Genomic DNA, 23,296 nt, shown 5'->3' on the forward strand with positions numbered 1-23,296 from the left:
TCCGCTCAAAAATTTCCGCAAACCCTTCTAGACCGGGCCTTCATCGGCTTGGCACAGCTCCTGCTATAGCCCAGCCAGGCTGCGCTACCGCGCGCTCCACAAAAACAATTAGATGAAGGATCCTTAAATGGATAACTCCAACTCCCTGCCTCTGGGGTCGGCGACTGCGCCGGCAAAAGGACGCACCACCTCCAGCCGTATCAGGTCGATCTTCAGCGGATCGGTCGGCAACATGGTCGAGTGGTACGACTGGTACGTCTATGCGGCTTTCTCCCTGTATTTCGCCAAGACCTTTTTCCCGAAAGGCGACACCACCGCCCAGCTCTTGAACACCGCCGCGATCTTCGCCGTGGGCTTCCTGATGCGCCCGATTGGTGGCTGGCTGATGGGCCTGTACGCCGACAAGGTCGGGCGTAAAAAGGCCTTGATGGCGTCGGTCTACCTGATGTGCTTCGGCTCGCTGCTGATTGCCTTGAGCCCGGGCTATGAAGCCATCGGTATCGGTGCGCCGATCCTGCTGGTATTCGCCCGTTTGCTGCAGGGGCTGTCGGTCGGCGGTGAATACGGCACCTCCGCCACTTACCTCAGCGAAATGGCCACCAAGGAACGTCGGGGCTTCTACTCCAGCTTCCAGTACGTGACCCTGATCTCCGGCCAGCTCATCGCCCTGGCGGTATTGATCGTGCTGCAACAATTGCTGACCACCGAACAGCTGTACGACTGGGGCTGGCGTATCCCGTTCGCCATCGGCGCCCTGTGCGCGGTAGTGGCGCTGTACCTGCGTCGTGGCATGGAAGAAACCGAGTCGTTCACCAAGAAAGAAAAGGCCAAGGAAAGCGCAATGCGCACCTTGATGCGCCACCCCAAGGAACTGATGACCGTAGTCGGCCTGACCATGGGCGGCACCCTGGCGTTCTACACCTACACCACCTACATGCAGAAATACCTGGTGAACACCGTCGGCATGAGCATCTCCGACTCCACCACCATTTCGGCGGCCACGCTGTTCCTGTTCATGTGCCTGCAACCCATCATCGGCGGGCTGTCGGACAAGGTTGGCCGCCGGCCGATCCTGATCGCCTTCGGCGTCCTCGGCACCCTGTTCACCGTGCCGATCCTCACCACCCTGCACACCATCCAGACCTGGTGGGGCGCGTTCTTCTTGATCATGGCGGCGCTGATCATCGTCAGCGGCTACACCTCGATCAACGCCGTGGTGAAGGCCGAATTGTTCCCCACCGAAATCCGCGCCCTGGGTGTTGGCTTGCCCTATGCGCTGACCGTGTCGATCTTCGGCGGCACCGCTGAATATATCGCGCTGTGGTTCAAGAGCATTGGCATGGAAACCGGTTACTACTGGTACGTCACCGCGTGTATTGCGGTGTCGCTGTTGGTGTATGTGACCATGAAGGACACCCGCAAGCATTCGCGGATTACTACGGACTAAGGGTTCTGCCAGGATAAAAAAGGGGCTGTGTCAGTGTATGACACAGCCCCTTTTTCATTGGCGAACACGCCACCTGAGTGCACTATGATGCCCTTCCCCGAACCACCAGCAGGAACCCCGGCCCATGTCCGACGATATTCATTTCTACGAACCCGCCAACGGCCACGGCCTGCCCCATGACCCGTTCAATGCGATTGTCGGCCCGCGCCCGATTGGCTGGATTTCGTCACACGACAGCCAGGGCCGCTTGAACCTGGCGCCCTACAGTTTCTTCAATGCGTTTAACTACATTCCGCCGATCATTGGGTTTTCCAGTGTCGGGCGCAAAGACAGCCTGAACAACATCGAACAGACCGGTGAGTTCGTGTGGAACCTGGCCACCCGCCCGCTGGCCGAGCAGATGAACCAGAGCTGCGCGCCGGTATCGCCCGAGGTCAACGAGTTTGAATTGGCCGGCTTGACGCCGGTGGCTTCAAAGGTGATCGCCGTGCCTCGCGTGGGCGAAAGCCCGGTGTCGTTCGAGTGCAAGGTGACGCAGATCATTCAGCTGCAGCGCGCCGACAAGGAGCTGGTGCCAAGCTGGTTGGTGCTCGGCGAGGTGGTCGCGGTGCATATCGCCAAATGGCTGCTGAAAGACGGGGTGTACGACACGGCTGCCGCCCAGCCGATCCTGCGTGGAGGTGGCCCGGCGGATTATTTTCAGTTGGGGCCGGAAGCGCTGTTCAAAATGTACCGCCCAGGCGCCGCGCAACGCTGATTGGAACGAGATAAAAATGTGGGAGCGGGCTTGCTCGCGAAGGGGGCGTATCAGTCAATGCATATGCCAACTGATCCACCGCATTCGCGAGCAAGCCCGCTCCCACACAAGCCCGCTCCCAGATTTGGATCAGCGGTGTTTTCAGTTGGCGGAAGTTGCCCAAGAGAGCTGACCGTCTTCATCTACATCGACCAAGCGCTCCAGTTGCAGAGCTGCGGCATCGTCGGCGTCGGAGGCAGTCTTGAACGTCTGTCCATCGAGGATCTTGTGAAAGCGCGGTGCGCCCATGCCATCGAGCGCCTTGACGGCGATGGCGGCGCTATAGCCACCCTCTTCTTCACGCACCAAGGCGGAAACGGCTTCGTGGTGGGCAAACTCTTTACGTGCCATGTTGCAGGTCCTGGCCAATGGGAAAGGCGGCCATTCTAAAGCACTAGCCCGCCAGTTGCAGGTACTCGCCATAGGCATTGGCCGCCGAGGCGTCGGTAAAGGTCTGGAAGTCCATGCTGCGAACCACCATGTCATTCAACAACTCGGTGAAGACCATCAGCGCCGGCGAGCTGAAGTAGGCACTCATCGCCTGCTCGCTGCTCCAGAAGCCCGACACCAACCACACATCCGGGTCGGCCAGGGAGTGCTGCAACGAGAATTGCAGGCAACCCTGAGCCTGGCGGCCCGGTTCGATCAAACTGCTCAAGCGTGCACCCAGTTCGGTGCTGTACCCGGTACGGGCACGGATAAAGGCCATATGGCTCGCGGGAATGGGGGTGGACATGTTCGACTCTCCCGTTGAGAAGTGATGCTCGGCAAGCACTGTGAGGGCGTGTTGCCACAGGATCAAAGATACGGGCGCGGGCGTGGATGCGGTTAGTCAATTCCTGCTGGCTTATTGCACAATCCTGCGAGATGCGTAGGTATAGCAATCGGCATGCGAAGTTTATTCCCGGCATGACTGCCGTATTTCAGGGGCATGACAGGCCCCGGCTTGCCTGATTCACGATTTTTCGCAGGATCAGGCAAGGATTGTGCAGAATCGAAATACCGCTTTTTGCAAAACCGCCCTTAAGCTGTGCCCATCGTCAAAGCACCAGAGGATGTCCCATGTCGTCGCCCGAACTTCGCTCCAACCCCCTCGACGCCGATATGGAAAAGCAGCGCGCAGAACTCGCCGGCATCGTTCGCCGGCATACCTGGGAGGATGGTTCCTACGGCACGGCGATCACGTCGCTGTATCTCAACCGTCATAACTCCCCGCGTGAATTCACGCCGGTGCTGGTGGAACCCGCACTGTGCATCCTCGCCCAGGGTCGCAAGGAAGTGCGTTTGGCGGATGAAGTCTTCGCCTATGACCCGCTCAATTACCTGGTGTTTTCGGTAGCGATGCCGGTGGCCGGGCGCATCCTTGATGCCACGCCGGAAGACCCCAACCTGTCGATTCGGGTGAATATCGACCCGGCACAGATCACCGCACTGATTGCCGAAGCCGGGCCGATGGGCGTGCCCCCGCGCCCGACCTCCCGAGGGATGTATGTCGACCGCCTGGACAACCAGTTACTGGACGCCGTGCTGCGCCTGACCCGATTGCTCGACACACCGAAAGACATCGCAATGCTCGCGCCGCTGATCAATCGGGAAATTCTCTATCGCCTGTTGCGTGGTCCACAGGGCTATCGGCTGTATGAAATTGCCGTCGCCAACAGTCAGAGCCATCGGGTGAGCCAGGCGATCACCTGGTTGAACGGCAACTACGAACAGCCCCTGCGCATTGATGACCTGGCCAAGGAAGTGAACCTCAGCGTCTCGACCTTGCACCACCGCTTCAAGGCGATGACCGCCATGAGCCCGTTGCAGTACCAGAAGCAACTGCGTTTGCAGGAGGCTCGGCGGCTGATGATCGCCGAGGGCCTGGAAGCCTCGGCGGCGGGGTATCGGGTGGGCTATGAGAGCCCATCGCAGTTCAGCCGCGAATACAGCCGGCTGTTTGGTGCGCCGCCGTTGCGGGATCTGGCCAGGTTGCGCCAGAGCGTCTAACCACGGTTATAACGCCGGATACGACTAGTGTGGCGAGGGAGCTTGCTCCCGTTGGACTGCGCAGCAGTCCCATCTTTTGGGGCCGCTTCGCGCCCCAACGGGAGCAAGCTCCCTCGCCACAAGTACTCAATCAGCTGCGGTATTGGTGGCGTTCAATCCAGGCCACGAGGCAGTTGCAAGGTCACCCGCAAACCGCCCTCCCGCAGATTCTGCAAACTCACTTCACCGCCATGGCTGTGGGCAATGTTGCGGGCGATGCCCAGGCCCAGGCCGTAACCCTGTTGCTGCCCGGCCAGGCGGAAGTGCGGTTCGAAGACCTGCTCCAGGCGCTGTTCCGGCACGCCCGGGCCTTCGTCGTCGACGTGGAGGATGAACTCCGCGCCATCGTCTTCAATATGCAAATGCGCGTTCTGTCCGTACTTCAACGCGTTGTCGATCAGGTTGCCGATGCAGCGCTTGAGCGCCAGCGGCTTGCCCGGGTATGTCGTAAGTGCCCGACCATGTTGGGTCACGCGCCCATTGCCGTTGGGCGCCAGGTACGGCTCCACCAGGCAGTCGAGTACGTGGTTGAGGTCCACCGGTTCGATGTTTTCGTGAATGTCGGTGTCTTTCACACACTGCAGCGCGCCTTTGACCAGCAACTCAAGTTCATCCAGGTCGCGGCCGAACTTGGTTTGCAGGTTCTCGTCTTCCAGCAACTCCACCCGCAACCGCAGGCGTGTGATGGGTGTGCGCAGGTCGTGGGAAATGGCGCTGAACAGCTGGCTGCGTTCGGTCAGGTAACGGCTGATGCGTTCGCGCATGGCATTGAACGCGCGGCCTACTTCCACCACTTCGCTGCCGCCGCCTTCAGCCACCGGCTCCACGTCGGCGCCCAGGGACATGTCCCGCGCCGCCCTCGCCAGGCGCTTGAGTGGACGGCTTTGCCAGTGCACCAGCAGGCCGATAAACAGCAGCAGGAAGCCGCTGGTGAGCACGATAAACCACACCTGCTGGTATGGCAGGCCTTGTTCTTCGAGGCTGGTATAGGGTTCGGGCAGTAAGGAGGCAATGTAGAGCCATTCGCCCTGTGCCAGCTGGATCTGGGTGACCAACACCGGCGGATTCACCGGTTCCAGGGTCAACGCGTAATGCGCCCAGGAGCGCGGCAATTCATCGAGTTTCAAGCCGGCGTTGAAGATGCGCAGGTCTTCGGCGCTGACGAACTCCACCGAAACATGCACGTCGCTGCCCAGGGTCTGGCGCAACACTTCTTCGACAGCACCGAGCACTGCATGCTTGCGCGGGGTTTCCGGCAATACCGCCATGTCCAGGGGCTTGTCGTTGAGCGTCACCACAAACCGGGTACCGCCCATGCTGCGCAACTGGTCCAGTACCAACGGCCGGAAGGCCACCGGCAACGAGCGGAAATAACTGACGCTGGCGGTCATCGAATGCGCCAGGCTGCGGGCGGCGGTTACCAGGCCTTCAAGCTGGGTAGCGCGCAATTGCGAGACCCAGATCACGCTGGACAACGCCTGGGCAAACAGCACCGCCAACAGGGTCAGCAGTAACATCCGCCCCAGCAGCGAACGCGGTACCGGGATGCGCCGGCGCAGTTCACGCAGGCGCTCAGTGGGCATTGCCGGCAACCACGCTGGCTGCCAATTGATAGCCACTGCCGCGCACGGTGCGGATCAGCCGGGGTGGTTTTTCGGTGTCGCGCAGGCGTTGGCGCAGACGGCTGACGGCCATGTCGACAATCCGGTCCAGGGGCATCAGGTCGCGGCCACGGGTGGCGTTGCCGATGGTGTCGCGGTCGAGGATTTGCTGGGGGTGATCGAGGAACAGTTTGAGCAGGGCAAAATCGGCGCCGGAAAGAATCACTTCCTCGCCGTCGACGTGGAACAGCCGGTGGCTGACCATGTCCAGGCGCCACTCGCCAAACACCAGCACCTCGCCGCCGCTGCGCTCCTGGCCAAACTGGCAGCGCCGCAACAAGGCCTTGATACGGGCCTGCAACTCACGGGGGCTGAAGGGTTTGCCGATGTAATCGTCGGCACCCAGCTCCAGGCCGATCACGCGGTCGGCTTCGTCGGAACTGGCGGTGAGCATGATGATCGGCACCTGCGCCTGGCGCGGGTGCTGGCGGATCCAGCGGCAGAGGCTGAAACCGTCTTCGTCCGGCAGCATCACATCAAGGATCACCAGGTCGCACGGGGCTTCGTTCATCGCCTGGCGGAACCCCGCGCCATCCGGCACGCCGCGCACCTGGAAACCGGCGCGGCTGAGGTAGGTTTGCAGCAACTCGCGGATTTCCTGGTCGTCGTCGACCAGGAGAATGGATTTACTGATTACGCTCACGGGGTCCTCCTTGTTGTTATGGCCAAGCTTAAGTCATTTGTTGCCCTTGAGGCCGCCTTCGCGAGCAAGCCCGCTCCCACATTCCACCTCATTCATCCAGTTGGAATGGGATTGAATGTGGGAGCGGGCTTGCTCGCGAAGAGGCCATCACTGCCTACGCAAATGCCTGCTCAAGCGCCACACCAGCACCTGTCAACCCTGAGTACGGTGCCGTCACCAGCCACACCGGAATGCCTTTGAAGTAGTCGCTCATGCAGCCCTTGTCGCCAAAACTCCTGGCAAAACCACTCTTGATAAAGAAATCGGCAAAGCGCGGGATCACCCCACCCACGATGTACACGCCACCACGACCGCCGGTGGTCAGCACGTTGTTACCGGCAACGCGGCCCAGCCAGATACTGAACTGGTCCAGCACTTCCAGGGCTATCGGGTCACCCGCCAGGCCAGCGGCAGTGATGGCTTCGGGAGTTTCCAGTACCGCCTCGTGACCGTCCACCGCGCAGATCGCCCGGTACAACCTGGGCAAACCGCCACCGCTCAAGGCAGTTTCAGCGCTGACATGGCCGATCTCATTGTAGATGTGCTGCCACAGCTGGGCTTCACGCGGGCTGCTCACGGGCAGGTCGACATGGCCGCCCTCCCCCGGCAATGCCGCCCAACGGCCATGGCCGAGGTCGAGCAAGGTGCCCACGCCCAGGCCGGTGCCCGGGCCGATCACCACCGCAGGGCGCAACGGCTCCGGCGTGCCTTCGCACACCACGCGGAATTCGTCGGGCTTCAGGCGGGTCATGCCCAGGGCCATGGCCGAGAAATCATTCACCAGCAGCAGCTCGTCCACCTGCAAGGTCTTGCAGAACGCAGTCTTGCTCAGGCGCCAGTGATTGTTGGTGAATTTAAATTCATCTCCACTCACCGGCCCCGCGACCGACAGGCACACCGCGCCAATCGAGCCGATGGCCAGGCCTTCTTCCTTCAGATAGACCTGGATCGCCTCTTCCGGGCTGGCATGATCCGCCGTCGCATGGACGCGGATCGAATGCAGCTCCTGATCCCGCCACAACGCAAAACGGGCGTTGGTACCACCGATATCACCGACCAGCGCTAGCTTCACTTAAGTGTCTCCAAGGCAGAGGTAAAGGCGCTGGCGCCCTGCTCTGCGGAGCTTGCAGCCAAACGCATGAACGCAAACAACTCGCGACCGCCCCCCACGTTATTGCCCAGAAGGCCCGTGGCAGGCGCGCGCGCGGCAAATTCTTCGGCGTCCACCTTAAGCTCCAAGGTGCCTTTGACGCCATCCACGCGAATGATATCGCCATCGCGCACACGTGCCAGTGGCCCGCCGCTCTGGGCTTCGGGGTTGACGTGAATCGCGGCGGGAATCTTACCCGACGCGCCGGACATGCGCCCGTCTGTTACCAACGCCACTTTGAAGCCACGATCCTGCAACACGCCGAGGAACGGGGTCATCTTGTGCAATTCCGGCATGCCGTTGGAGCGCGGGCCCTGGAAACGCATCACTGCAACGAAGTCTTTTTCCAACTCACCGGCCTTGAACGCGTCGGCCAGGTCTTGCTGGTCCTGGAACACCACGGCCGGGGCTTCGACGATTTGATGTTCGAGGGCCACGGCGGAGACCTTCATCACACCCCGGCCAAGGTTGCCTTCCATCACCCGCAGGCCGCCTTCCGGAGAAAACGCACGGGCCACGGGACGCAGGATGGTTTCGTCGAGGCTTTCGATCGGGCCTTCACGCCATACCAGCTCGCCGTCCACCAGGAACGGTTCCTGGGTGTAGCGGCTCAGGCCATGACCGGCCACGGTGTTGACGTCGTTGTGCAGCAGGCCGGCTTCCAGCAGTTCGCGGATCAGGAACGACATGCCTCCCGCCGCCTGGAAGTGGTTGATGTCGGCCTTGCCGTTTGGATACACGTGGGACAGGGTCGGCACCACTTCGGAGAGGTCGGCCATGTCATCCCAAGTCAGGATGATGCCCGCCGACATGGCGATGGCCGGCATGTGCAGGGTGTGGTTGGTGGACCCACCCGTGGCGTTGAGGGCGATGATGGAGTTGACGATGGATTTCTCGTCGACGATCTCGCCGATCGGCGTGAAGCTGCCGTTGGCCTTGGTCAGGCGCGTGACCTGGTGCGCGGCTTCGCGGGTCAGGGCGTCACGCAGCGGCGTGTACGGGTTGACGAACGAGGCGCCCGGCAGGTGCAGGCCCATGACTTCCATCAGCAACTGGTTGGTGTTGGCGGTGCCGTAGAAGGTGCAGGTGCCCGGGCTGTGGTAGGACTTCATTTCCGATTCCAGCAGCTCTTCGCGGGTGGCCTTGCCTTCGGCGTAGCGCTGGCGCACGTCGGCTTTCTGTTTGTTGGAGATCCCCGACGGCATCGGGCCGCCCGGTACGAAGATCATCGGCAGGTGGCCGTAGCGCAGGGCGCCCATCATCAGGCCGGGGACGATCTTGTCGCAGATACCCAGCATCAGCGCGGCGTCGAACATGTTATGGGACAGCGCTACCGCCGTGGACATGGCAATCACTTCGCGGCTCAGCAGGCTGAGCTCCATGCCTGGCTCGCCCTGGGTCACGCCGTCGCACATGGCGGGGGTACCGCCGGCGAACTGGCCCACGGAGCCGACTTCACGCAGGGCCTTTTTGATTTGCTCGGGGAAATGTTCGTATGGCTGGTGGGCCGACAGCATGTCGTTATATGACGAAACAATTGCCACGTTGGCGGCGTTCATCATGCGCAGGCTGTTTTTGTCTTCGGTGCCACACCCGGCCACGCCGTGGGCAAAGTTGGCGCATTGCAGCTTGCCGCGCATCGGGCCGTCGCTGGCAGCGCCGCGAATGAGCGCAAGGTATGCCTCACGGGTTGCACGGCTGCGGGCGATAAGCCGTTCGGTGACCTCAAGTACGCGGGGATGCATGTATAGAACTCCAGGCTAACGGATGTGGCGACCTGAGTGTCTATGCTGGTCAAAAGCCCGCCGCGAAGAGGTTGGCAGGGTGTTGCTTGACCAATCGGACCAGTTGATTCAGGTCACTCGTTGTAGATTGAACAAAATATTGCCACTAAAAAGGCTTGTTTTCTATTTTTATGCGAATAATCTTGTAATTCTTACAACAAATCGACGACAGGCACCTTCCAATGACTCTACGTATCGCTATCAATGGTTTTGGCCGTATTGGCCGTAATGTCCTGCGCGCACTTTATACCCAAGGCTACCGTCAGGATTTGCAGATCGTCGCCATCAACGATCTCGGCGACAGCTCGATCAATGCCCACCTGCTTAAATACGACACCGTCCACGGTACTTTCGACGCAGAGGTCGCTCATGATCAGGAAAGCCTGACCGTGAACGGTGACCGGATTGCCGTGAGTGCCATTCGCAACCCGGCCGACCTGCCGTGGGCTGCCCACAAGGTGGACGTGGTGTTCGAATGCACCGGTCTGTTCACCGACCGTGACAAGGCCGCCGCCCATATTACCGCCGGCGCGCGCAAGGTAATCATCTCGGCCCCGGCCAAGGGCGCCGATGCCACCGTGGTGTACGGGGTAAACCATGACATTTTGCGTCAATCCCACCAGATCATCTCCAACGCTTCCTGCACCACCAACTGCCTGGCGCCCGTGGCCCAGGTGCTGCACCGCGAGCTGGGCATCGAAAGCGGCCTGATGACCACCATCCACGCCTACACCAACGACCAGAACCTGACCGACGTCTACCACACCGACCCGTACCGCGCGCGCTCGGCCACCCAGAACATGATCCCGAGCAAGACCGGCGCTGCCGAAGCCGTGGGCCTGGTGCTGCCGGAACTGGCAGGCAAGCTGACCGGCATGGCCGTGCGTGTACCGGTGATCAACGTGTCGCTGGTGGACCTCACCGTGCAACTGAAAAAAGAAGCCAGTGCCGAGCAGGTCAACGCGCTGCTGAAAGAAGCCAGCCAGCACTCGAAAATCCTCGGCTACAACACCCTGCCGCTGGTTTCCAGTGACTTCAACCATAACCCGCTGTCGTCGATCTTCGACGCCAATCACACCAAAGTCAGCGGCAAACTGCTGAAAGTGCTGGCCTGGTACGACAACGAGTGGGGCTTCTCGAACCGCATGCTGGATAACTGCCTGGCGCTGTGCAACGCCGAGTAATGCTCGGCCTGTAGGAGCGAGCTTGCTCGCGAAAAACGCAAAACCACCGCGTTTATTCAGGATGCCAGCGATATCGTTGACGCCCTTCGCGAGCAAGCTCGCTCCTACAGTAATCCAAAGTGCCACTTGCCATTTGCGTTGATGATAAGCATTATCATTCGCTGCAAATCGGTCTGGTATCACTGTGAGCCAATCTCGTTTCAACCAAGTCTTCCTCACCCAACGGGTGATTTTGCTGCGCACCTTGCAGCGGATGGTGAATAACCACAGCACCGCCGAGGACCTGTTGCAGGAAACCTACCTGCGCGTTACCCGGGCCCTGAGCGAACGGCCGATCGACCACCTCGAACCCTTTGTCTACCAGACGGCGCGCAACCTGGCGCTGGACCACCTGCGCGCCCGCAGGATTCAGGCCCGCACCCTGCAGGAAGATGTCCCGCTGGACGTCCTGCAAAGCGTCGCCTCCCCCGTCAGCACCCCCGAAGACGCGACACAGGCCGAGCAATTGCTCGAGCACCTGAGTGTCAGCCTCGGCCAGTTGAGCGCCCGCCAGCAGCAGATATTCATCCTCAGCCGCCTGCACGGTTGCAGCTATCAGGAGATCGCCGACAAGCTCGACGTGTCCCTGAGCACCGTGCAGAAGGAACTGAAACTGATCATGGCCATCTGCATAGGTGTGGCCGAAAGACTGGATCGCCCTTAAGCTTTGTCGGCACAGTCTGTAGGACTATTGATTAAAACGTGGCGAAGACCCGAGGAACACCGTGACGGAACCGAATAAACGGCACCCCCATGAGCTGGCTCATGAGGTGTTGCAAGACGCGGCCATGGACCAAGCCCTCGACTGGCTGATCGCCTTGCAGTGCCCGCAACCTGGGCAGCAAGCGGAATTTGAAGCCTGGCTCGCCAACGACCCGTTAAACGCCGAAGCCTTCATCAAGGCCCAGACCGCCTGGGGCGGCGCGCCGGTTCACAGCGCTGCCGTCGCCCTGAATGCGCCACGCAAACCCAGCGCCTGGCGCCGTATCAAACCGCACTGGAAGCCCCTGGCCACTGCCGCCGTGTTGCTGCTGGGCCTGTTCAGCTTCAGCAACCTGCCTATGCGCCTGCAGGCCGACCATCTGACCGTGGTGGGCGAGCGCCAGCGCCTGCAGCTGGACGATGGCTCGAAAGTGTTGCTCAACACCAATTCAGCCTTCTCCAGCAGCATCAAGGACCACCAGCGCATCGCCCGCCTGTATCAGGGCGAGGCGTTTTTCGAAGTGCTGCCCAGCCGTGGCCTGCCCCTGGAAATCGACGCCGGCCCGGTGCGCGCCAGCGTGAGGGACACCTCTTTCGCGGTGCGCTACTTGAACGGTGAAGCCCAGGTTCAGGTACAGCGCGGTGATGTCGACCTGAGCAACACGTTTGACGACGCGCGGGTGCGCCTGAGCGCCGGTGAAAGTATCCGCATCGGGCCCAAGGGCTTCGGCCAACCGGCCAAACTCGACACCACCAAGGACCTGGCCTGGGTCGACGGCCGGCTGATCTTCGAAAACTGCCCGATGAGCGAAGTGCTCGCCGAATTGCGTCGCTACTACCCCGGCTGGATCGTCAACAACAACGACAGGCTGGCCAGCGTGGCCGTCACCGGCAATTACCGGCTCGACCAACCGCTCGACGTGGTGCGCTCCCTGGCCCACATCACCTCGGCCAAGCTCTCGGAATACCCGGCGCTGGTGATCCTGAACTAAATGAGAATTATTTTTACTCGATAGCCAGCGACGATACGTCTCGTTATAGCCAATGCAACTGATTCCTATTTGATTCAGTGCGCAACTATAAGATTCGTACCTTCCGGAGCGCTCTCGATGTCGTCTCGTTTCAACCGCCGGTCCTCTTCGCCCGTTCGCCGCCAGGGCTTGTCGCTGCTGACGGCCGCAATCCTGTTGGCCGGTGCGCCCGTCATGGCCGCCACCGCCGCCGAGCCTGCCAGCCGCAGCCAGGGCAACTACAGCTTCAGCATCGAGCAGCAATCTCTGGTCTCGGCGCTGAACGCCTTCACCGCGGTGACCGGCTGGCAAGTCGGCCTGCCCGCCGAGCTGGGCCAGGGTGTGTCGTCCCCTGGCGTGCGCGGCTCATTGCCGGCGGATAAAGCCCTGGACCGGCTGTTGGTGGGGACCAACCTGGGCTATCGCAAACTGGGCAACAACAACATCGTGCTGGAAAAACGCGTCGCCGTCGGCGCCATCACCCTGCAACAGATGACCATCAGTGCCACCCGCCAGGAACAGGCCGTGGACAGCGTGCCCAGCACCGTGACCGTGCACGACCGCGAAGAACTGGACCGCCAGAACGTCAACACCATCCGCGAACTGGTGCGTTATGAGCCAGGTGTTTCGGTGGGCGGTGCCGGCACCCGCTCCGGCAATGCCGGCTACAACATTCGCGGGATCGACGGCGACCGCATCCTGACCCAGGTGGACGGCGTCGAAGTCCCCGACAACTTCTTCAACGGCCCCTACGCCAAGACCCGCCGCAACTACGTCGACCCGGAAATCGTCAAGCGCGTGGAAATCCTGCGCGGCCCGGCCTCGGCCTTGTACGGCAGCAGCGCCATCGGCGGCGCGGTGAGCTATTTCACCCTCGACCCCAACGACATCATCAAGCCCGGCCAGGACTACGGCGCGCGCCTGAAGACCGGCTACAGCTCCGCCGACGAGAGCTGGCTGACCTCCGGCACCGTCGCCGGTCGCGTGCAGGACTTCGACGGCTTGCTGCACCTGAGCCAGCGCAACGGTCACGAGATGGAATCCTACGACGGCAATAACGCCACCGGCCTGGCGCGCACCGGCGCCAACCCGGAAGATGCGCGCACCACCAACGTGCTGGCCAAACTGGGCTGGAACTACGGCGAAGAGAACCGCCTGGGCCTGACCTACGAGAAGTTCAAGGACGATCGCGACACCAACCTGAAAAACGCAGTGGGTGGCCCGTTTGTCGGTGGCCAGGGCTTCAACTTCTACCGCGGCCGCACGGGCAACGACACCATCACCCGAGAACGCTTCGGCATCGAAAACAAGTTCGCCCTCGACTCGCCGATTGCCGATCACATCAAGACCAGCCTCAACTACCAGATCGCCAAGACCGACCAGACCACCGCAGAAATCTACCAGCCATCGCGCAAGGTATTGCGCACCCGCGAGACCCTGTACGAAGAGAAGCAGTGGGTATTCGACGCGCAGTTGGACAAGGCTTTCAGCATCGGCGAAACCGACCATGTCGTGACCTACGGCACCACCCTCAAACAGCAGAAAGTCACCGGTTCCCGTGAAGGCGCCGCGACCTGCCTGGCGGTCGGCGCAGGCTGCACCGCCATCGGTGCACCAAGCCCGTCGGCCGCCGACAGCGTGAAAAAAGCCAGCGACTTCCCCGACCCGACCATCAACTCCTACGCGCTGTTTGCCCAGGACCAGATTGCCTGGGACAAGTGGACCTTCCTGCCCAGCGTACGGTACGACTACATCCAGCTCAAACCCAAGCTGACCCAGGAATTCCTCAATACCGTTGACCCGACACGCATCTACGACCACAGCGATTCGGAAAAGAACTGGCACCGTGTAACGCCAAAATTCGGCATCACTTATGCCCTGACCGAGCAATACACCTGGTTCGGCCAATACGCCGAAGGCTATCGCACGCCATCGGCCAAGGCCTTGTATGGCCGCTTTGAAAACCTGCAGCAGGGCTACACCGTCGAACCCAACCCGGACCTCAAGCCGGAAAGCAGCCGGGGCGTCGAAACCGGGATTCGCGGCAACTTCGACTCGGGCTCGTTTGATGTGGCGGTGTACTACAACAAGTACCGTGATTTCATCGACGAAGATGCCTCGGTTGCCGGTGGCACCGTCCAGCAGTTCGAAGCCAACAACATCAAGCACGCCACCATCAAGGGCGTGGAGGCCAAGGGCCGCTTGAGCCTCGACGCATTCGGCGCACCGCAGGGCCTGTATACCCAAGGCTCGATTGCCTACACCTACGGGCGCAATGACGACAACGGCGAACCGTTGAACAGCGTCAACCCGCTCAAGGGCGTGTTCGGCCTGGGCTATGACCAGCAGAACTACGGTGCCCTGGTCAGCTGGACCCTGGTCAAGAAACAGGACCGCGTCGACAGCACCACCTTCTTCGCCCCTGACGGCAACAGCGCCAACGGCCCGTTCAAGACCCCGGGTTTTGGCATCGTCGACCTGACCGGCTTCTACAAGGTCACCAACGACGTGACCATCAACGGCGGCCTGTACAACCTGACGGACAAGAAATACTGGAACTGGGATGACGTGCGCAGCTACGACAGCGTCGGCGAAGCCGGTGTGACCGGCCCGGCCAACCTCGACCGCCTGACCCAGCCGGGCCGCAACTTTGCGATCAATCTGATCTGGGACATCTGATCCATGGAGCCTCACCCCGGCGCGATTTAATCTGCGCCGGGGTGAGGATTTTTTACTGTGACGCGTCTTCTGGTTCGTCTAGTTCATAACAGCCTGGCAACCAGACGCTTTCTCTTCTCAAGGACTCCCCGATGACCGCCTCCCCTACCGCAGAACGTGCAGCCCTGCGCTCCCAGCGCCTGAACCAGATCACCAACGAACCGCACACCAAGCTCGATGCGTTGGTGAAGGCCCATGCACCGTTTGAAACCCAGGCCAACTTCGCCCGCTTCGTGGTCGCGCAATACCTGTTCCAGTCGGAGCTGGTGGCGCTGTACAACGATGCCGAGTTGATCAAGATCGTCCCTGACCTCGCTGAACGCTGCCGTGCCGAAGCGGCCAAGCTGGACCTGGGCGACCTGGACACCGAAGTACCGGCCCCGGTCGCCGGCGCCGTGAAAAACCCGAGCAAGGCCGAAGCCTTGGGCTGGCTGTTCGTGTCCGAAGGCTCCAAGCTGGGCGCCGCGTTCCTGATCAAGCGTGCCGTGGGCCTGGGTTTGAGCGAAACCTTCGGTGCCCGTCACCTGGGCGAGCCTGCGGGGGGTCGCGCTGAAGGCTGGAAGCGCTTCACCCGCACCCTCGACGCACTGGAATTCACCGCTGAAGAAGAAGCTGAAGTGGAGAAAGGCGCGATTGATGCGTTCGTGCGCTTCACCGTGTTGCTGGAACAGGCGTACGCTAGCGCCCCTGAGCTGGCCTGATTCCCTGATTGGAATGCAATCAAATGTGGGAGCGGGCTTGCTCGCGAATGCGGTGGATCAGTCAATATATCTGGTGACTGAACCACCGCATTCGCGAGCAAGCCCGCTCCCACATTTTGATCCGGTTTCACTTTGAATCCTTCGTAAATCCATCCATGCAAACCGCACCCATGACCGGCAAAACCCAATCCTCATCCAAAATCGCCCGCGTCCTGTTCGGCCTGCTGGCCTACGTCAGCCTGGGCATCGGCTTGATTGCGATTGTGGTACCGGGCTTGCCCACCACCGAGTTCATCCTGCTGGCCGCCTGGGCCGCCACCAAAAGCTCGCCGCGCCTGAGTGCCTGGCTGGAAAACCACCGGCTGTTCGGGCCGATCCTGTTCAATTGGCGCAATGGCAAGATCATCGCCCGCCGGGCCAAAGTCAGCGCCACCGTGAGCATGCTGCTGTGCGCCGGCCTGATGCTGGTGATGCTCGACCACGGCTGGCCGATTTACCTGGCCATCGCCGGAATGAGCATGGGCAACCTGTGGATCTGGTCGCGACCGGAACGTCTCCCGCAACCCACCTGACACCCTGACTACCGCTCATCGGCTCCCGCTCATGAACTGCCGGCCCAAGCCGATGTTCCGGGCATAGCGCCGAATGGACTCGCGTGAGCTTGCATACTAATAAGTCCATTCGCGGGTACTTCTATGTTCGACACCCTCTCCATTCGCTTGAAAATCGTGCTGTTGTCCGGTCTGTGCCTGCTGGGGGTGATCGCCCTAGTGGTCGGCATGAACCTGTACCAGACCAACCAGAACGACGAACTCATCAGCGATTCAAGCTCGCGAATGCTCACCGACAGTGTGCAGAACCTGCTGCAGGCCAAGGCCGCCGAACAAGCAGTACAACTGCAAAAGACCTTCGGTGAAAGCCTGTTGGTGGTGACCGCCCTCGCCGACCAGATCAAGGACCTGCGCACTCTGGCCGCCAAGCGCTCGCTGGATGCCGGGGCCTTGCGTGAAGAACTCAACCACAGCCTGAAAACCGCCTTCGACCGCAACACCAAGGTGCTCGGCATCTGGCTGTCATTCGAGCCCAACGCTCTCGATGGCAAAGACAGTGAATTCGTCAATGATGCCGCCCGTGTGTCCAACGAAAAAGGCCGCTTTTCCAGCTACTGGAGCCGCGCCGGCGGTGAAGGCCTGAACACCGTGATGGTCGAGGATGACCTGACCAAGACCACCCTCAACCTCAGCGGCACGCCCTACAACATCTGGTACACCTGCCCACGAGACACAAAAAACACCTGCCTGCTGGACCCGTATGAAGACACCGTAGCCGGCAAGCCGGTGTTGATGACCACCATTTCCCTGCCGCTGCTGGTCGACGGCAAAGTGATCGGCGTGGTGGGTGTCGACCTCGCCCTCAACACCCTGCAAGCCGCGACCGACGCGGTGCAGAAAGAGCTGTTCGACGGCGCCGGGCACCTGGAGATCATCTCCAGCACCGGGCTGATCGCCGGCTACAGCGGTGAACCCGCCAAAGTCGGCAAAAACCTGATCGACACCCTTGGCGCCGAAGGCAAGGAAATCGTGCAGCTGTTGGCCAGCGATACCCGCAAGATCCGCGAGGAAGACGGCACGATTCGCGCCGTGTACCCGGTCAAACCGATTGCCGACGCCAAATCCTGGGGCGTGGTAATCAAGCTGCCCAAACAAGTGCTGCTGGCAGACTCGCTCAAACTCCAGGCGGTGCTCGACAAGGCCCAGGCCAGCGACACTTTCAAGGCGTTGCTGGTAGGCGCAGCCGCCGGCCTGCTGGGACTGTTGCTGATCTGGCTGGCTGCCACCGGCGTGACCCGGCCAATCAACAGCGTAGCCGCCATGCTCAAGGAAATCGCCAGCGGCGACGGTGACCTCACCCAGCGCCTGGCCTACACGAAAAAGGATGAACTGGGGGAACTGGTGAACTGGTTCAACCGCTTCCTCGACAAGCTGCAGCCGACCATCGCGCAGATCAAGCAAAGCATCACCGAAGCCCGTGGCACCGCCGACCAGTCCTCGGCAATCGCGCGCCAGACCAGCGAAGGCATGCAGGTGCAGTTCCGTGAGATCGACCAGGTGGCCACCGCCTCGAATGAAATGAGCGCCACCGCCCACGACGTGGCCAACAGCGCCTCCAACGCCGCCAGCGCGGCCCGCGGCGCCGACCAGTCAGCCCGCGAAGGCATGCAGATCATTGAACGCAGCACCCGCGACATCACCACCCTGGCCGAAGAAGTCAGCAAGGCCGTTACCGAAGTCGAAGCCCTGGCGGTGAACAGCGAGCAGATCGGTTCGGTACTGGAAGTGATCCGCAGCATCGCCGAACAGACCAACCTGCTGGCCCTGAACGCTGCGATTGAAGCGGCGCGAGCCGGGGAAAGCGGGCGCGGTTTTGCGGTGGTGGCCGACGAGGTGCGCAACCTGGCCAAGCGCACCCAGGATTCAGTGGAGGAGATTCGCCTGGTGATCGAACGCATCCAGACTGGCACCCGTGGAGTGGTGGCGACCATGCATTCGAGCCAGACCCAGGCGCAGAACAACGCCGGGCAGATTCATCAGGCGGTGCAGGCCCTGGGCAAGATCAGCGATGCGGTAACGGTGATCAGCGACATGAACCTGCAAATCGCCAGCGCCGCCGAGCAGCAAAGTGCGGTGGCCGAGGAGGTCAACCGCAACGTCTCGGCGATCCGCACAGTGACCGAAACCCTGACCGGCCAGGCCACCGAATCGGCGGCCATCAGCAGCCAGCTCAATGCCCTGGCCAGCCAGCAGATGAAGCTGATGGATCAGTTTCGGGTTTGACCCGGGCTTGAAGCCAGTAAGCACCCAATGTGGGAGCGGGCTTGCCCGCGAATACGGTGGATCAGTCGGGACATGTATTGACTGACACACCGCATTCGCGAGCAAGCCCGCTCCCACACAAGCCCGTCCACATTTAGAGTCGCGGTGCCTTATTGACCCGTCCAGGCCGCCACAAACGGCGCGAGGTCTTCTTTCGGGGCCGTACGCGGCGGGTTTTGTGGGGTGCCCAGGTAGAGGAAGCCAATCACTTCCTCATCCGCCTTCAGCCCGAGGCCTTTGGCGACATGGGCCGAGTACGACAACTCACCGGTGCGCCACACCGCGCCGATCCCCTGGGCGTACGCCGCCAGCAGAATCCCGTGGGCCGCACAGGCCGCCGCCAGCAGCTGCTCGGATTTTGGCACTTTGAAATGTTCCTGCAGGCGGGCAATCACCACCACCACCAACGGCGCCCGCAGCGGGCCGTTCTGCGCCTTGTCGATCACGGCCTGGGGCGCGTCGGCGTCCTGCAGGCGGGCGGCTTCGGCCAGCAGGGTGCCCATGCGCTCACGTGCCGCACCCTCCACCGTCAGGAAGCGCCAAGGGCGCAGTTGGCCGTGGTCGGGCGCGCGCATGGCAGCGGCGAACAGCAGGTCGCGCTGCTCCTGGGTCGGTGCCGGGTCCAGCAGTCGCGGCACGGAAACACGGTTGAGCAAAGCGTCGAGAGCCTGCATTGGCCACCTCCAGAGAAAAATGTGCGGTCATTCTAGCGGGAATGAATCGGATACCACCAAACGATAATTGCTCTTATTCAATCCGCCCTGCCCTGTTAGACTTTGCGGCCTTATTTTCAGCCTACGTTCAGGAAGACTGATGTCCCGTTCGCCCCTTCGCCTGTCTGCACTGTTGATGGCCTTGAGCCTGAGTGCCTGCGATGACGCCCCGCGATTCACCAAGGCCGAGCCTGGTGAAGCGCGTGCCGGTGGCGCGACCACGGTGAGGAAGACCGACCAGAACGCCTTCTCCCTGCCCTCGGCCAACCTGTCGCCCACCCGGCGCCTGGACTTCAGCGTCGGCAACAGTTTCTTTCGCAGCCCCTGGGTGATTGCCCCGTCCACCACCACTGCCCGCGACGGGCTGGGGCCGCTGTTCAATACCAATGCCTGCCAGAACTGCCATATCAAGGATGGCCGTGGGCATCCGCCATTGCCCGATGCGCCCAACGCGGTGTCGATGCTGGTACGCCTGTCGATTCCCGATGCGCCGCCCTATGCGAAGGTCATCGAGCAACTGGGTGTAGTCCCCGAGCCGGTCTACGGTGGGCAATTGCAGGACATGGCCGTGCCCGGCGTCGCCCCGGAGGGCAAGGTGCGGGTCGACTACACACCGGTCAACGTCCGCTTCAAGGACGGCACCGTGGTCGAATTGCGCAAGCCGGCCCTGCAAATCACCCAGCTCGGTTATGGGCCGATGCACCCCGACACGCGCTTCTCCGCGCGGGTTGCACCGCCGATGATCGGCCTGGGGCTGCTCGAAGCGATCCCCGACGCCGACATCCTGCGCAACACCGACCCGAAAACCGCCGACAAGGAAGCCATTGTCGGGCGGGCGAATTGGGTCTGGGACGACGCGCAACACAAGACCGTACTCGGTCGATTTGGCTGGAAAGCCGGGCAACCGAACCTCAATCAACAAAATGTTCACGCGTTCTCTGGTGATATGGGCCTGACCACCTCCCTGAGACCGTTCGATGACTGCACCGATGCACAAGTGGCCTGCAAACAGGCGCCCAACGGCAATGGCCCGGATGGCGAGCCTGAGGTCAGCGACAACATCCTGCGCCTGGTGCTGTTCTACACCCGCAACCTGGCCGTCCCCGCCCGCCGCGACGTCAACGCACCGCAAGTGCTGGCCGGGAAAAACCTGTTCTACCAGGCCGGTTGCCAGGGCTGCCACACCCCGCAATTCACCACAGCGCCCACCGCCGCCGAACCTGAATTGGCTAACCAGGTGATTCGCCCCTACAGCGACTTGCTGCTGCACGACATGGGCGACGGCCTCGCCGACAACCGCAGCGAATTCAAGGCCAGTGGCCGCGACTGGCGTACGCCGCCGTTGTGGGGCATTGGCCTGACGCAAGCCGTCAGTGGCCACACCCAGTTCTTGCATGACGGCCGCGCCCGCAACCTGATGGAGGCCGTGCTGTGGCACGGCGGTGAAGCCCAGGCGGCGCAGCAGCATGTGTTGTCTTTTAATGCCGAACAGCGCGCAGCGTTGCTGGCATTCCTGAATTCTTTATAAGCTTTGTCCTAATTACAGAAGGGAGCTCGACATGTTCCGTCCCAAGTTGTTGTTCACCAGCCTGGCCGCCCTCGCCCTCGGTGCGTGCTCGCCCCAGGACCCGCAAGCGGTGACCTCGGCGGCCATCGCCAAGCAAGTGATCCTGCCGACCTACAGCCGCTGGGTTGAAGCCGACCGCCAACTGGCCGTCAGCGCCCTGGCCTACTGCCAGGGCAAGGAAAGCCTGGAGACCGCCCGCGCCGACTTCCTGCACGCGCAAAAGGCCTGGGCCGAGTTGCAACCGCTGCTGATCGGCCCGCTGGCCGAGGGCAACCGCTCGTGGCAGGTGCAGTTCTGGCCGGACAAGAAAAACCTGGTGGGTCGTCAAGTCGAGCAACTGGTGACCGCCCAACCACAGATCGACGCCGCCGCCCTGGCCAAATCCAGCGTCGTGGTGCAGGGCCTGTCGGCCTACGAATACATCCTCTACGACGCCAAGACCGATCTGGCGGACGAGACGCAAAAAGCCCGCTACTGCCCGTTGCTGGTAGCCATCGGCGAGCGCCAGAAACTGCTGGCCGAAGAGATCCTGTCGAGCTGGAACAGCACCGACGGCATGCTGGCGCAGATGACCAAGTTTCCTAACCAGCGCTACGCCGATTCCCACGAAGCCATCGCCGACCTGCTGCGGGTTCAAGTGACTGCGCTGGACACCCTGAAGAAAAAACTCGGCACCCCGATGGGCCGCCAGACCAAGGGCATCCCGCAACCGTTCCAGGCCGATGCGTGGCGCAGCCAGTCGTCCCTGCAAAGCCTGGAAGCCAGCCTGGCTGCCGCCCAGACCGTCTGGGTCGGCGTCGACAACAAAGGCCTGCGCGGCCTGTTGCCTGCCGATCAAAAGCCATTGGCTGACAAGATCGACGCCGCGTATGCCGCCTCCCTGAAACTCTTCGCCAGCAACCAGCGTACGCTGAATGAACTGCTGGCCGACGATGCCGGGCGCCAGCAACTCAACGATATCTACGACAGCCTCAACGTCGTCCACCGCCTGCACGAAGGCGAGCTGGCCAAGGCGCTGGGCATCCAACTGGGCTTTAACGCCAACGACGGTGACTGATGATGCTCAGGCGACAGGCTTTGGCCCTCGGCAGCGTGCTGCTCAGTGCGATCACTTTGGGCGGCTGGACGCTGTTCAAGCAGAAGGGCAAAAGCCCGCTGCTGCTCTCGGCGCGGGATGACAGTGATGGCAGGCACTACGCCGTCGGCTTTCGCCTGGACGGCAAGCAGGTATTTGCCACCGAGGTCGGCCAGCGCTGCCACGACATCATCAACCACCCGACGCTGCCGATTGCGCTGTTTGTCGCCCGCCGGCCGGGCACCGAGAGTTACCTGATCGACTTGCGGGACGGGGCGCTGCTGCAAACCATCACCTCCAAGGCCAATCGCCACTTTTACGGGCATGCGGTGGTGCACAAGGATGGCGAGTGGTTGTATGCCACAGAGAACGACACGTCTGACCCGGGTCGCGGTTTGCTGGGTGTATACCGGTTCGAGGGTGAGCGGCTGGTGCACACCGGGGAGATTTCCACCCATGGGATCGGGCCGCACCAGGTGTCGTGGATGCCTGATGGCGAGACGCTGGTGGTGGCTAACGGCGGGATTCGCACTGAGGCTGAGAGCCGGGTGGAGATGAACCTGAATGCCATGGAGCCGAGCCTGGTCCTGATGAAGCGCGACGGGACGCTGTTGAGCAAGGAGACCCTGGGCCAGCAGATGAACAGTGTGCGGCATATGGGGATTGCCAGCGACGGGACGATCCTCGCGGGGCAGCAATTCATGGGGCCTTCCCATGAGCGGTCGGAGTTGCTGGCGATCAAGCGGCCGGGGCAGGCGTTTGTGGCGTTTCCGGTGGCGGATGAGCAGTTGCAGGCCATGGGGCATTACACGGCCAGCGTTGCGGTGCACAGTGAGTTGCGGCTGGTGGCGCTGACGGCGCCTCGGGGGAATCGGTTCTTTATCTGGAACATGGACAGCGCGCAGTTGCTGCTGGACGGGCCGTTGCCGGATTGTGCCGGGGTGGGTGCGGTGGCTGACGGGTTTGTGGTGACTTCCGGGCAGGGGCGTTGCCGGTTTTATGATTGTCGGCAGGTGCCGTTGGTGGGCAAGCCGCTGGAGTTGCCGGCGGGGCTTTGGGATAACCATCTGCATCTGGTTTGATTGGGGGGCTGATTGGGGGCATATCCGTTGCTGCGGTTATGGCCGCTATTGGTTCCGCTTTTACAGCGGCTCACTTTTGAA

Annotated in this window: 20 protein-coding genes and 2 pseudogenes; 14 read left to right on the plus strand and 8 right to left on the minus strand. The window is 61.8% G+C overall.

What is annotated here, in order from left to right; all coding sequences use genetic code 11:
• Nucleotides 1–127 precede the first annotated feature (127 nt).
• Entirely contained in the window at nucleotides 128–1,447 is a 1,320-nt protein-coding gene (locus HX814_RS22490) for an MFS transporter (protein ID WP_003214136.1), read from the plus strand.
• Nucleotides 1,448–1,571: 124 nt separating this feature from the next.
• A complete protein-coding gene (locus HX814_RS22495) occupies nucleotides 1,572–2,204 on the plus strand; it encodes a flavin reductase family protein (protein ID WP_177009672.1) in 633 nt (210 codons plus the stop codon).
• A 141-nt stretch (nucleotides 2,205–2,345) separates the two neighbouring features.
• Here the strand turns inward: HX814_RS22495 and HX814_RS22500 are convergent, their stop codons facing one another.
• On the minus strand, nucleotides 2,346–2,594 hold the full coding sequence (locus HX814_RS22500; RefSeq protein WP_003214132.1) for a hypothetical protein: 249 nt from the start codon (nucleotides 2,592–2,594) through the stop codon (nucleotides 2,346–2,348).
• Nucleotides 2,595–2,637: 43 nt separating this feature from the next.
• The gene (locus HX814_RS22505) at nucleotides 2,638–2,979 is read right to left on the minus strand and encodes an antibiotic biosynthesis monooxygenase family protein (protein ID WP_003214130.1); all 342 of its coding nucleotides are present in this window, start codon (nucleotides 2,977–2,979) and stop codon (nucleotides 2,638–2,640) included.
• Nucleotides 2,980–3,305: 326 nt separating this feature from the next.
• Between HX814_RS22505 and HX814_RS22510 the strand changes: the two genes are divergently transcribed.
• Entirely contained in the window at nucleotides 3,306–4,235 is a 930-nt protein-coding gene (locus HX814_RS22510; protein WP_177009671.1) for an AraC family transcriptional regulator, read from the plus strand.
• Between the two features lie 29 nt (nucleotides 4,236–4,264).
• Here the strand turns inward: HX814_RS22510 and HX814_RS31760 are convergent.
• The 5 genes and pseudogenes from HX814_RS31760 to edd all read right to left on the minus strand — a co-directional run.
• A pseudogene (locus tag HX814_RS31760) lies at nucleotides 4,265–4,366 on the minus strand (N-acetyltransferase); the annotation flags it as partial.
• A 21-nt stretch (nucleotides 4,367–4,387) separates the two neighbouring features.
• On the minus strand, nucleotides 4,388–5,857 hold the full coding sequence (locus HX814_RS22515) for an ATP-binding protein (protein ID WP_087694634.1): 1,470 nt from the start codon (nucleotides 5,855–5,857) through the stop codon (nucleotides 4,388–4,390).
• Complete coding sequence (locus HX814_RS22520) at nucleotides 5,847–6,578, minus strand: response regulator (protein WP_003214124.1); 732 nt, start codon at nucleotides 6,576–6,578, stop codon at nucleotides 5,847–5,849. Before HX814_RS22520 ends, HX814_RS22515 begins: the two co-directional genes overlap by 11 nt.
• 154 nt (nucleotides 6,579–6,732) lie before the next feature.
• A complete protein-coding gene (locus HX814_RS22525) occupies nucleotides 6,733–7,689 on the minus strand; it encodes a glucokinase (protein WP_003214122.1) in 957 nt (318 codons plus the stop codon).
• Nucleotides 7,686–9,512 (minus strand): phosphogluconate dehydratase, encoded by a 1,827-nt coding sequence (gene edd, locus HX814_RS22530; RefSeq protein ID WP_177015429.1) that lies wholly within the window; start codon nucleotides 9,510–9,512, stop codon nucleotides 7,686–7,688. The genes HX814_RS22525 and edd overlap by 4 nt, the downstream gene beginning before the upstream one ends.
• Nucleotides 9,513–9,733: 221 nt before the next feature.
• Here edd and gap point away from each other — a divergent pair, with 221 nt between their 5' ends.
• The 8 genes and pseudogenes from gap to HX814_RS31770 all read left to right on the plus strand — a co-directional run bounded on the left by gap (nucleotide 9,734) and on the right by HX814_RS31770 (nucleotide 18,739).
• Nucleotides 9,734–10,735, plus strand: coding sequence for a type I glyceraldehyde-3-phosphate dehydrogenase (gene gap, locus HX814_RS22535; protein ID WP_003214117.1), 1,002 nt, complete (start codon nucleotides 9,734–9,736; stop codon nucleotides 10,733–10,735).
• Nucleotides 10,736–10,919: 184 nt separating this feature from the next.
• Nucleotides 10,920–11,438 carry an RNA polymerase sigma factor gene (locus tag HX814_RS22540; RefSeq protein WP_003214115.1) on the plus strand — a complete coding sequence of 173 codons (519 nt, stop codon included), beginning with the start codon at nucleotides 10,920–10,922 and terminating at the stop codon, nucleotides 11,436–11,438.
• 61 nt (nucleotides 11,439–11,499) lie between these two features.
• The gene (locus HX814_RS22545) at nucleotides 11,500–12,468 is read left to right on the plus strand and encodes a FecR domain-containing protein (RefSeq protein ID WP_087694633.1); all 969 of its coding nucleotides are present in this window, start codon (nucleotides 11,500–11,502) and stop codon (nucleotides 12,466–12,468) included.
• A 117-nt stretch (nucleotides 12,469–12,585) separates the two neighbouring features.
• Nucleotides 12,586–15,165, plus strand: a complete 2,580-nt coding sequence (locus tag HX814_RS22550) for a TonB-dependent receptor (protein WP_177009670.1) — start codon at nucleotides 12,586–12,588, stop codon at nucleotides 15,163–15,165.
• Between the two features lie 131 nt (nucleotides 15,166–15,296).
• Complete coding sequence (locus HX814_RS22555; RefSeq protein WP_003214109.1) at nucleotides 15,297–15,905, plus strand: biliverdin-producing heme oxygenase; 609 nt, start codon at nucleotides 15,297–15,299, stop codon at nucleotides 15,903–15,905.
• Between the two features lie 170 nt (nucleotides 15,906–16,075).
• Nucleotides 16,076–16,477: a YbaN family protein gene (locus tag HX814_RS22560; RefSeq protein ID WP_008435511.1), complete on the plus strand. Its 402-nt coding sequence runs from the start codon at nucleotides 16,076–16,078 to the stop codon at nucleotides 16,475–16,477.
• Nucleotides 16,478–16,741: 264 nt separating this feature from the next.
• Nucleotides 16,742–17,881: pseudogene (locus tag HX814_RS31765) on the plus strand (HAMP domain-containing protein); the annotation flags it as partial.
• A 102-nt stretch (nucleotides 17,882–17,983) separates the two neighbouring features.
• The gene (locus HX814_RS31770) at nucleotides 17,984–18,739 is read left to right on the plus strand and encodes a methyl-accepting chemotaxis protein (protein WP_371103562.1); all 756 of its coding nucleotides are present in this window, start codon (nucleotides 17,984–17,986) and stop codon (nucleotides 18,737–18,739) included.
• Nucleotides 18,740–18,888: 149 nt separating this feature from the next.
• Here the strand turns inward: HX814_RS31770 and HX814_RS22570 are convergent, their stop codons facing one another.
• Nucleotides 18,889–19,452 (minus strand): NAD(P)H nitroreductase, encoded by a 564-nt coding sequence (locus HX814_RS22570; RefSeq protein ID WP_087694472.1) that lies wholly within the window; start codon nucleotides 19,450–19,452, stop codon nucleotides 18,889–18,891.
• Between the two features lie 139 nt (nucleotides 19,453–19,591).
• Between HX814_RS22570 and HX814_RS22575 the strand changes: the two genes are divergently transcribed.
• Genes HX814_RS22575 through HX814_RS22585 form a run of 3 tightly spaced genes read left to right on the plus strand, consistent with a single transcriptional unit; the run spans nucleotide 19,592 to nucleotide 23,215 of the window.
• On the plus strand, nucleotides 19,592–21,019 hold the full coding sequence (locus tag HX814_RS22575) for a di-heme oxidoredictase family protein (RefSeq protein WP_008435515.1): 1,428 nt from the start codon (nucleotides 19,592–19,594) through the stop codon (nucleotides 21,017–21,019).
• 31 nt (nucleotides 21,020–21,050) lie between these two features.
• Nucleotides 21,051–22,115, plus strand: a complete 1,065-nt coding sequence (locus tag HX814_RS22580) for an imelysin family protein (RefSeq protein ID WP_008435517.1) — start codon at nucleotides 21,051–21,053, stop codon at nucleotides 22,113–22,115.
• Between the two features lie 2 nt (nucleotides 22,116–22,117).
• Nucleotides 22,118–23,215 (plus strand): DUF1513 domain-containing protein, encoded by a 1,098-nt coding sequence (locus HX814_RS22585; RefSeq protein ID WP_087694475.1) that lies wholly within the window; start codon nucleotides 22,118–22,120, stop codon nucleotides 23,213–23,215.
• Nucleotides 23,216–23,296 lie beyond the last annotated feature (81 nt).

This window comes from Pseudomonas sp. C8002, from assembly GCF_013385765.1.
In the GTDB taxonomy this organism is placed as follows: domain Bacteria; phylum Pseudomonadota; class Gammaproteobacteria; order Pseudomonadales; family Pseudomonadaceae; genus Aquipseudomonas.

What these genes read in the sequence shown, in the direction of transcription:
- HX814_RS22490 (WP_003214136.1), top strand. Translation starts at nt 128, where the DNA reads ATGGATAACTCCAACTCCCTGCCTCTGGGGTCGGCGACTGCGCCGGCA.
- HX814_RS22495 (WP_177009672.1), top strand. Translation starts at nt 1,572, where the DNA reads ATGTCCGACGATATTCATTTCTACGAACCCGCCAACGGCCACGGCCTG.
- HX814_RS22500 (WP_003214132.1), bottom strand. Translation starts at nt 2,594, where the DNA reads ATGGCACGTAAAGAGTTTGCCCACCACGAAGCCGTTTCCGCCTTGGTG.
- HX814_RS22505 (WP_003214130.1), bottom strand. Translation starts at nt 2,979, where the DNA reads ATGTCCACCCCCATTCCCGCGAGCCATATGGCCTTTATCCGTGCCCGT.
- HX814_RS22510 (WP_177009671.1), top strand. Translation starts at nt 3,306, where the DNA reads ATGTCGTCGCCCGAACTTCGCTCCAACCCCCTCGACGCCGATATGGAA.
- HX814_RS22515 (WP_087694634.1), bottom strand. Translation starts at nt 5,857, where the DNA reads ATGCCCACTGAGCGCCTGCGTGAACTGCGCCGGCGCATCCCGGTACCG.
- edd (WP_177015429.1), bottom strand. Translation starts at nt 9,512, where the DNA reads ATGCATCCCCGCGTACTTGAGGTCACCGAACGGCTTATCGCCCGCAGC.
- gap (WP_003214117.1), top strand. Translation starts at nt 9,734, where the DNA reads ATGACTCTACGTATCGCTATCAATGGTTTTGGCCGTATTGGCCGTAAT.
- HX814_RS22550 (WP_177009670.1), top strand. Translation starts at nt 12,586, where the DNA reads ATGTCGTCTCGTTTCAACCGCCGGTCCTCTTCGCCCGTTCGCCGCCAG.
- HX814_RS22555 (WP_003214109.1), top strand. Translation starts at nt 15,297, where the DNA reads ATGACCGCCTCCCCTACCGCAGAACGTGCAGCCCTGCGCTCCCAGCGC.
- HX814_RS22560 (WP_008435511.1), top strand. Translation starts at nt 16,076, where the DNA reads ATGACCGGCAAAACCCAATCCTCATCCAAAATCGCCCGCGTCCTGTTC.
- HX814_RS31770 (WP_371103562.1), top strand. Translation starts at nt 17,984, where the DNA reads ATGCAGGTGCAGTTCCGTGAGATCGACCAGGTGGCCACCGCCTCGAAT.
- HX814_RS22570 (WP_087694472.1), bottom strand. Translation starts at nt 19,452, where the DNA reads ATGCAGGCTCTCGACGCTTTGCTCAACCGTGTTTCCGTGCCGCGACTG.
- HX814_RS22575 (WP_008435515.1), top strand. Translation starts at nt 19,592, where the DNA reads ATGTCCCGTTCGCCCCTTCGCCTGTCTGCACTGTTGATGGCCTTGAGC.
- HX814_RS22580 (WP_008435517.1), top strand. Translation starts at nt 21,051, where the DNA reads ATGTTCCGTCCCAAGTTGTTGTTCACCAGCCTGGCCGCCCTCGCCCTC.
- HX814_RS22585 (WP_087694475.1), top strand. Translation starts at nt 22,118, where the DNA reads ATGCTCAGGCGACAGGCTTTGGCCCTCGGCAGCGTGCTGCTCAGTGCG.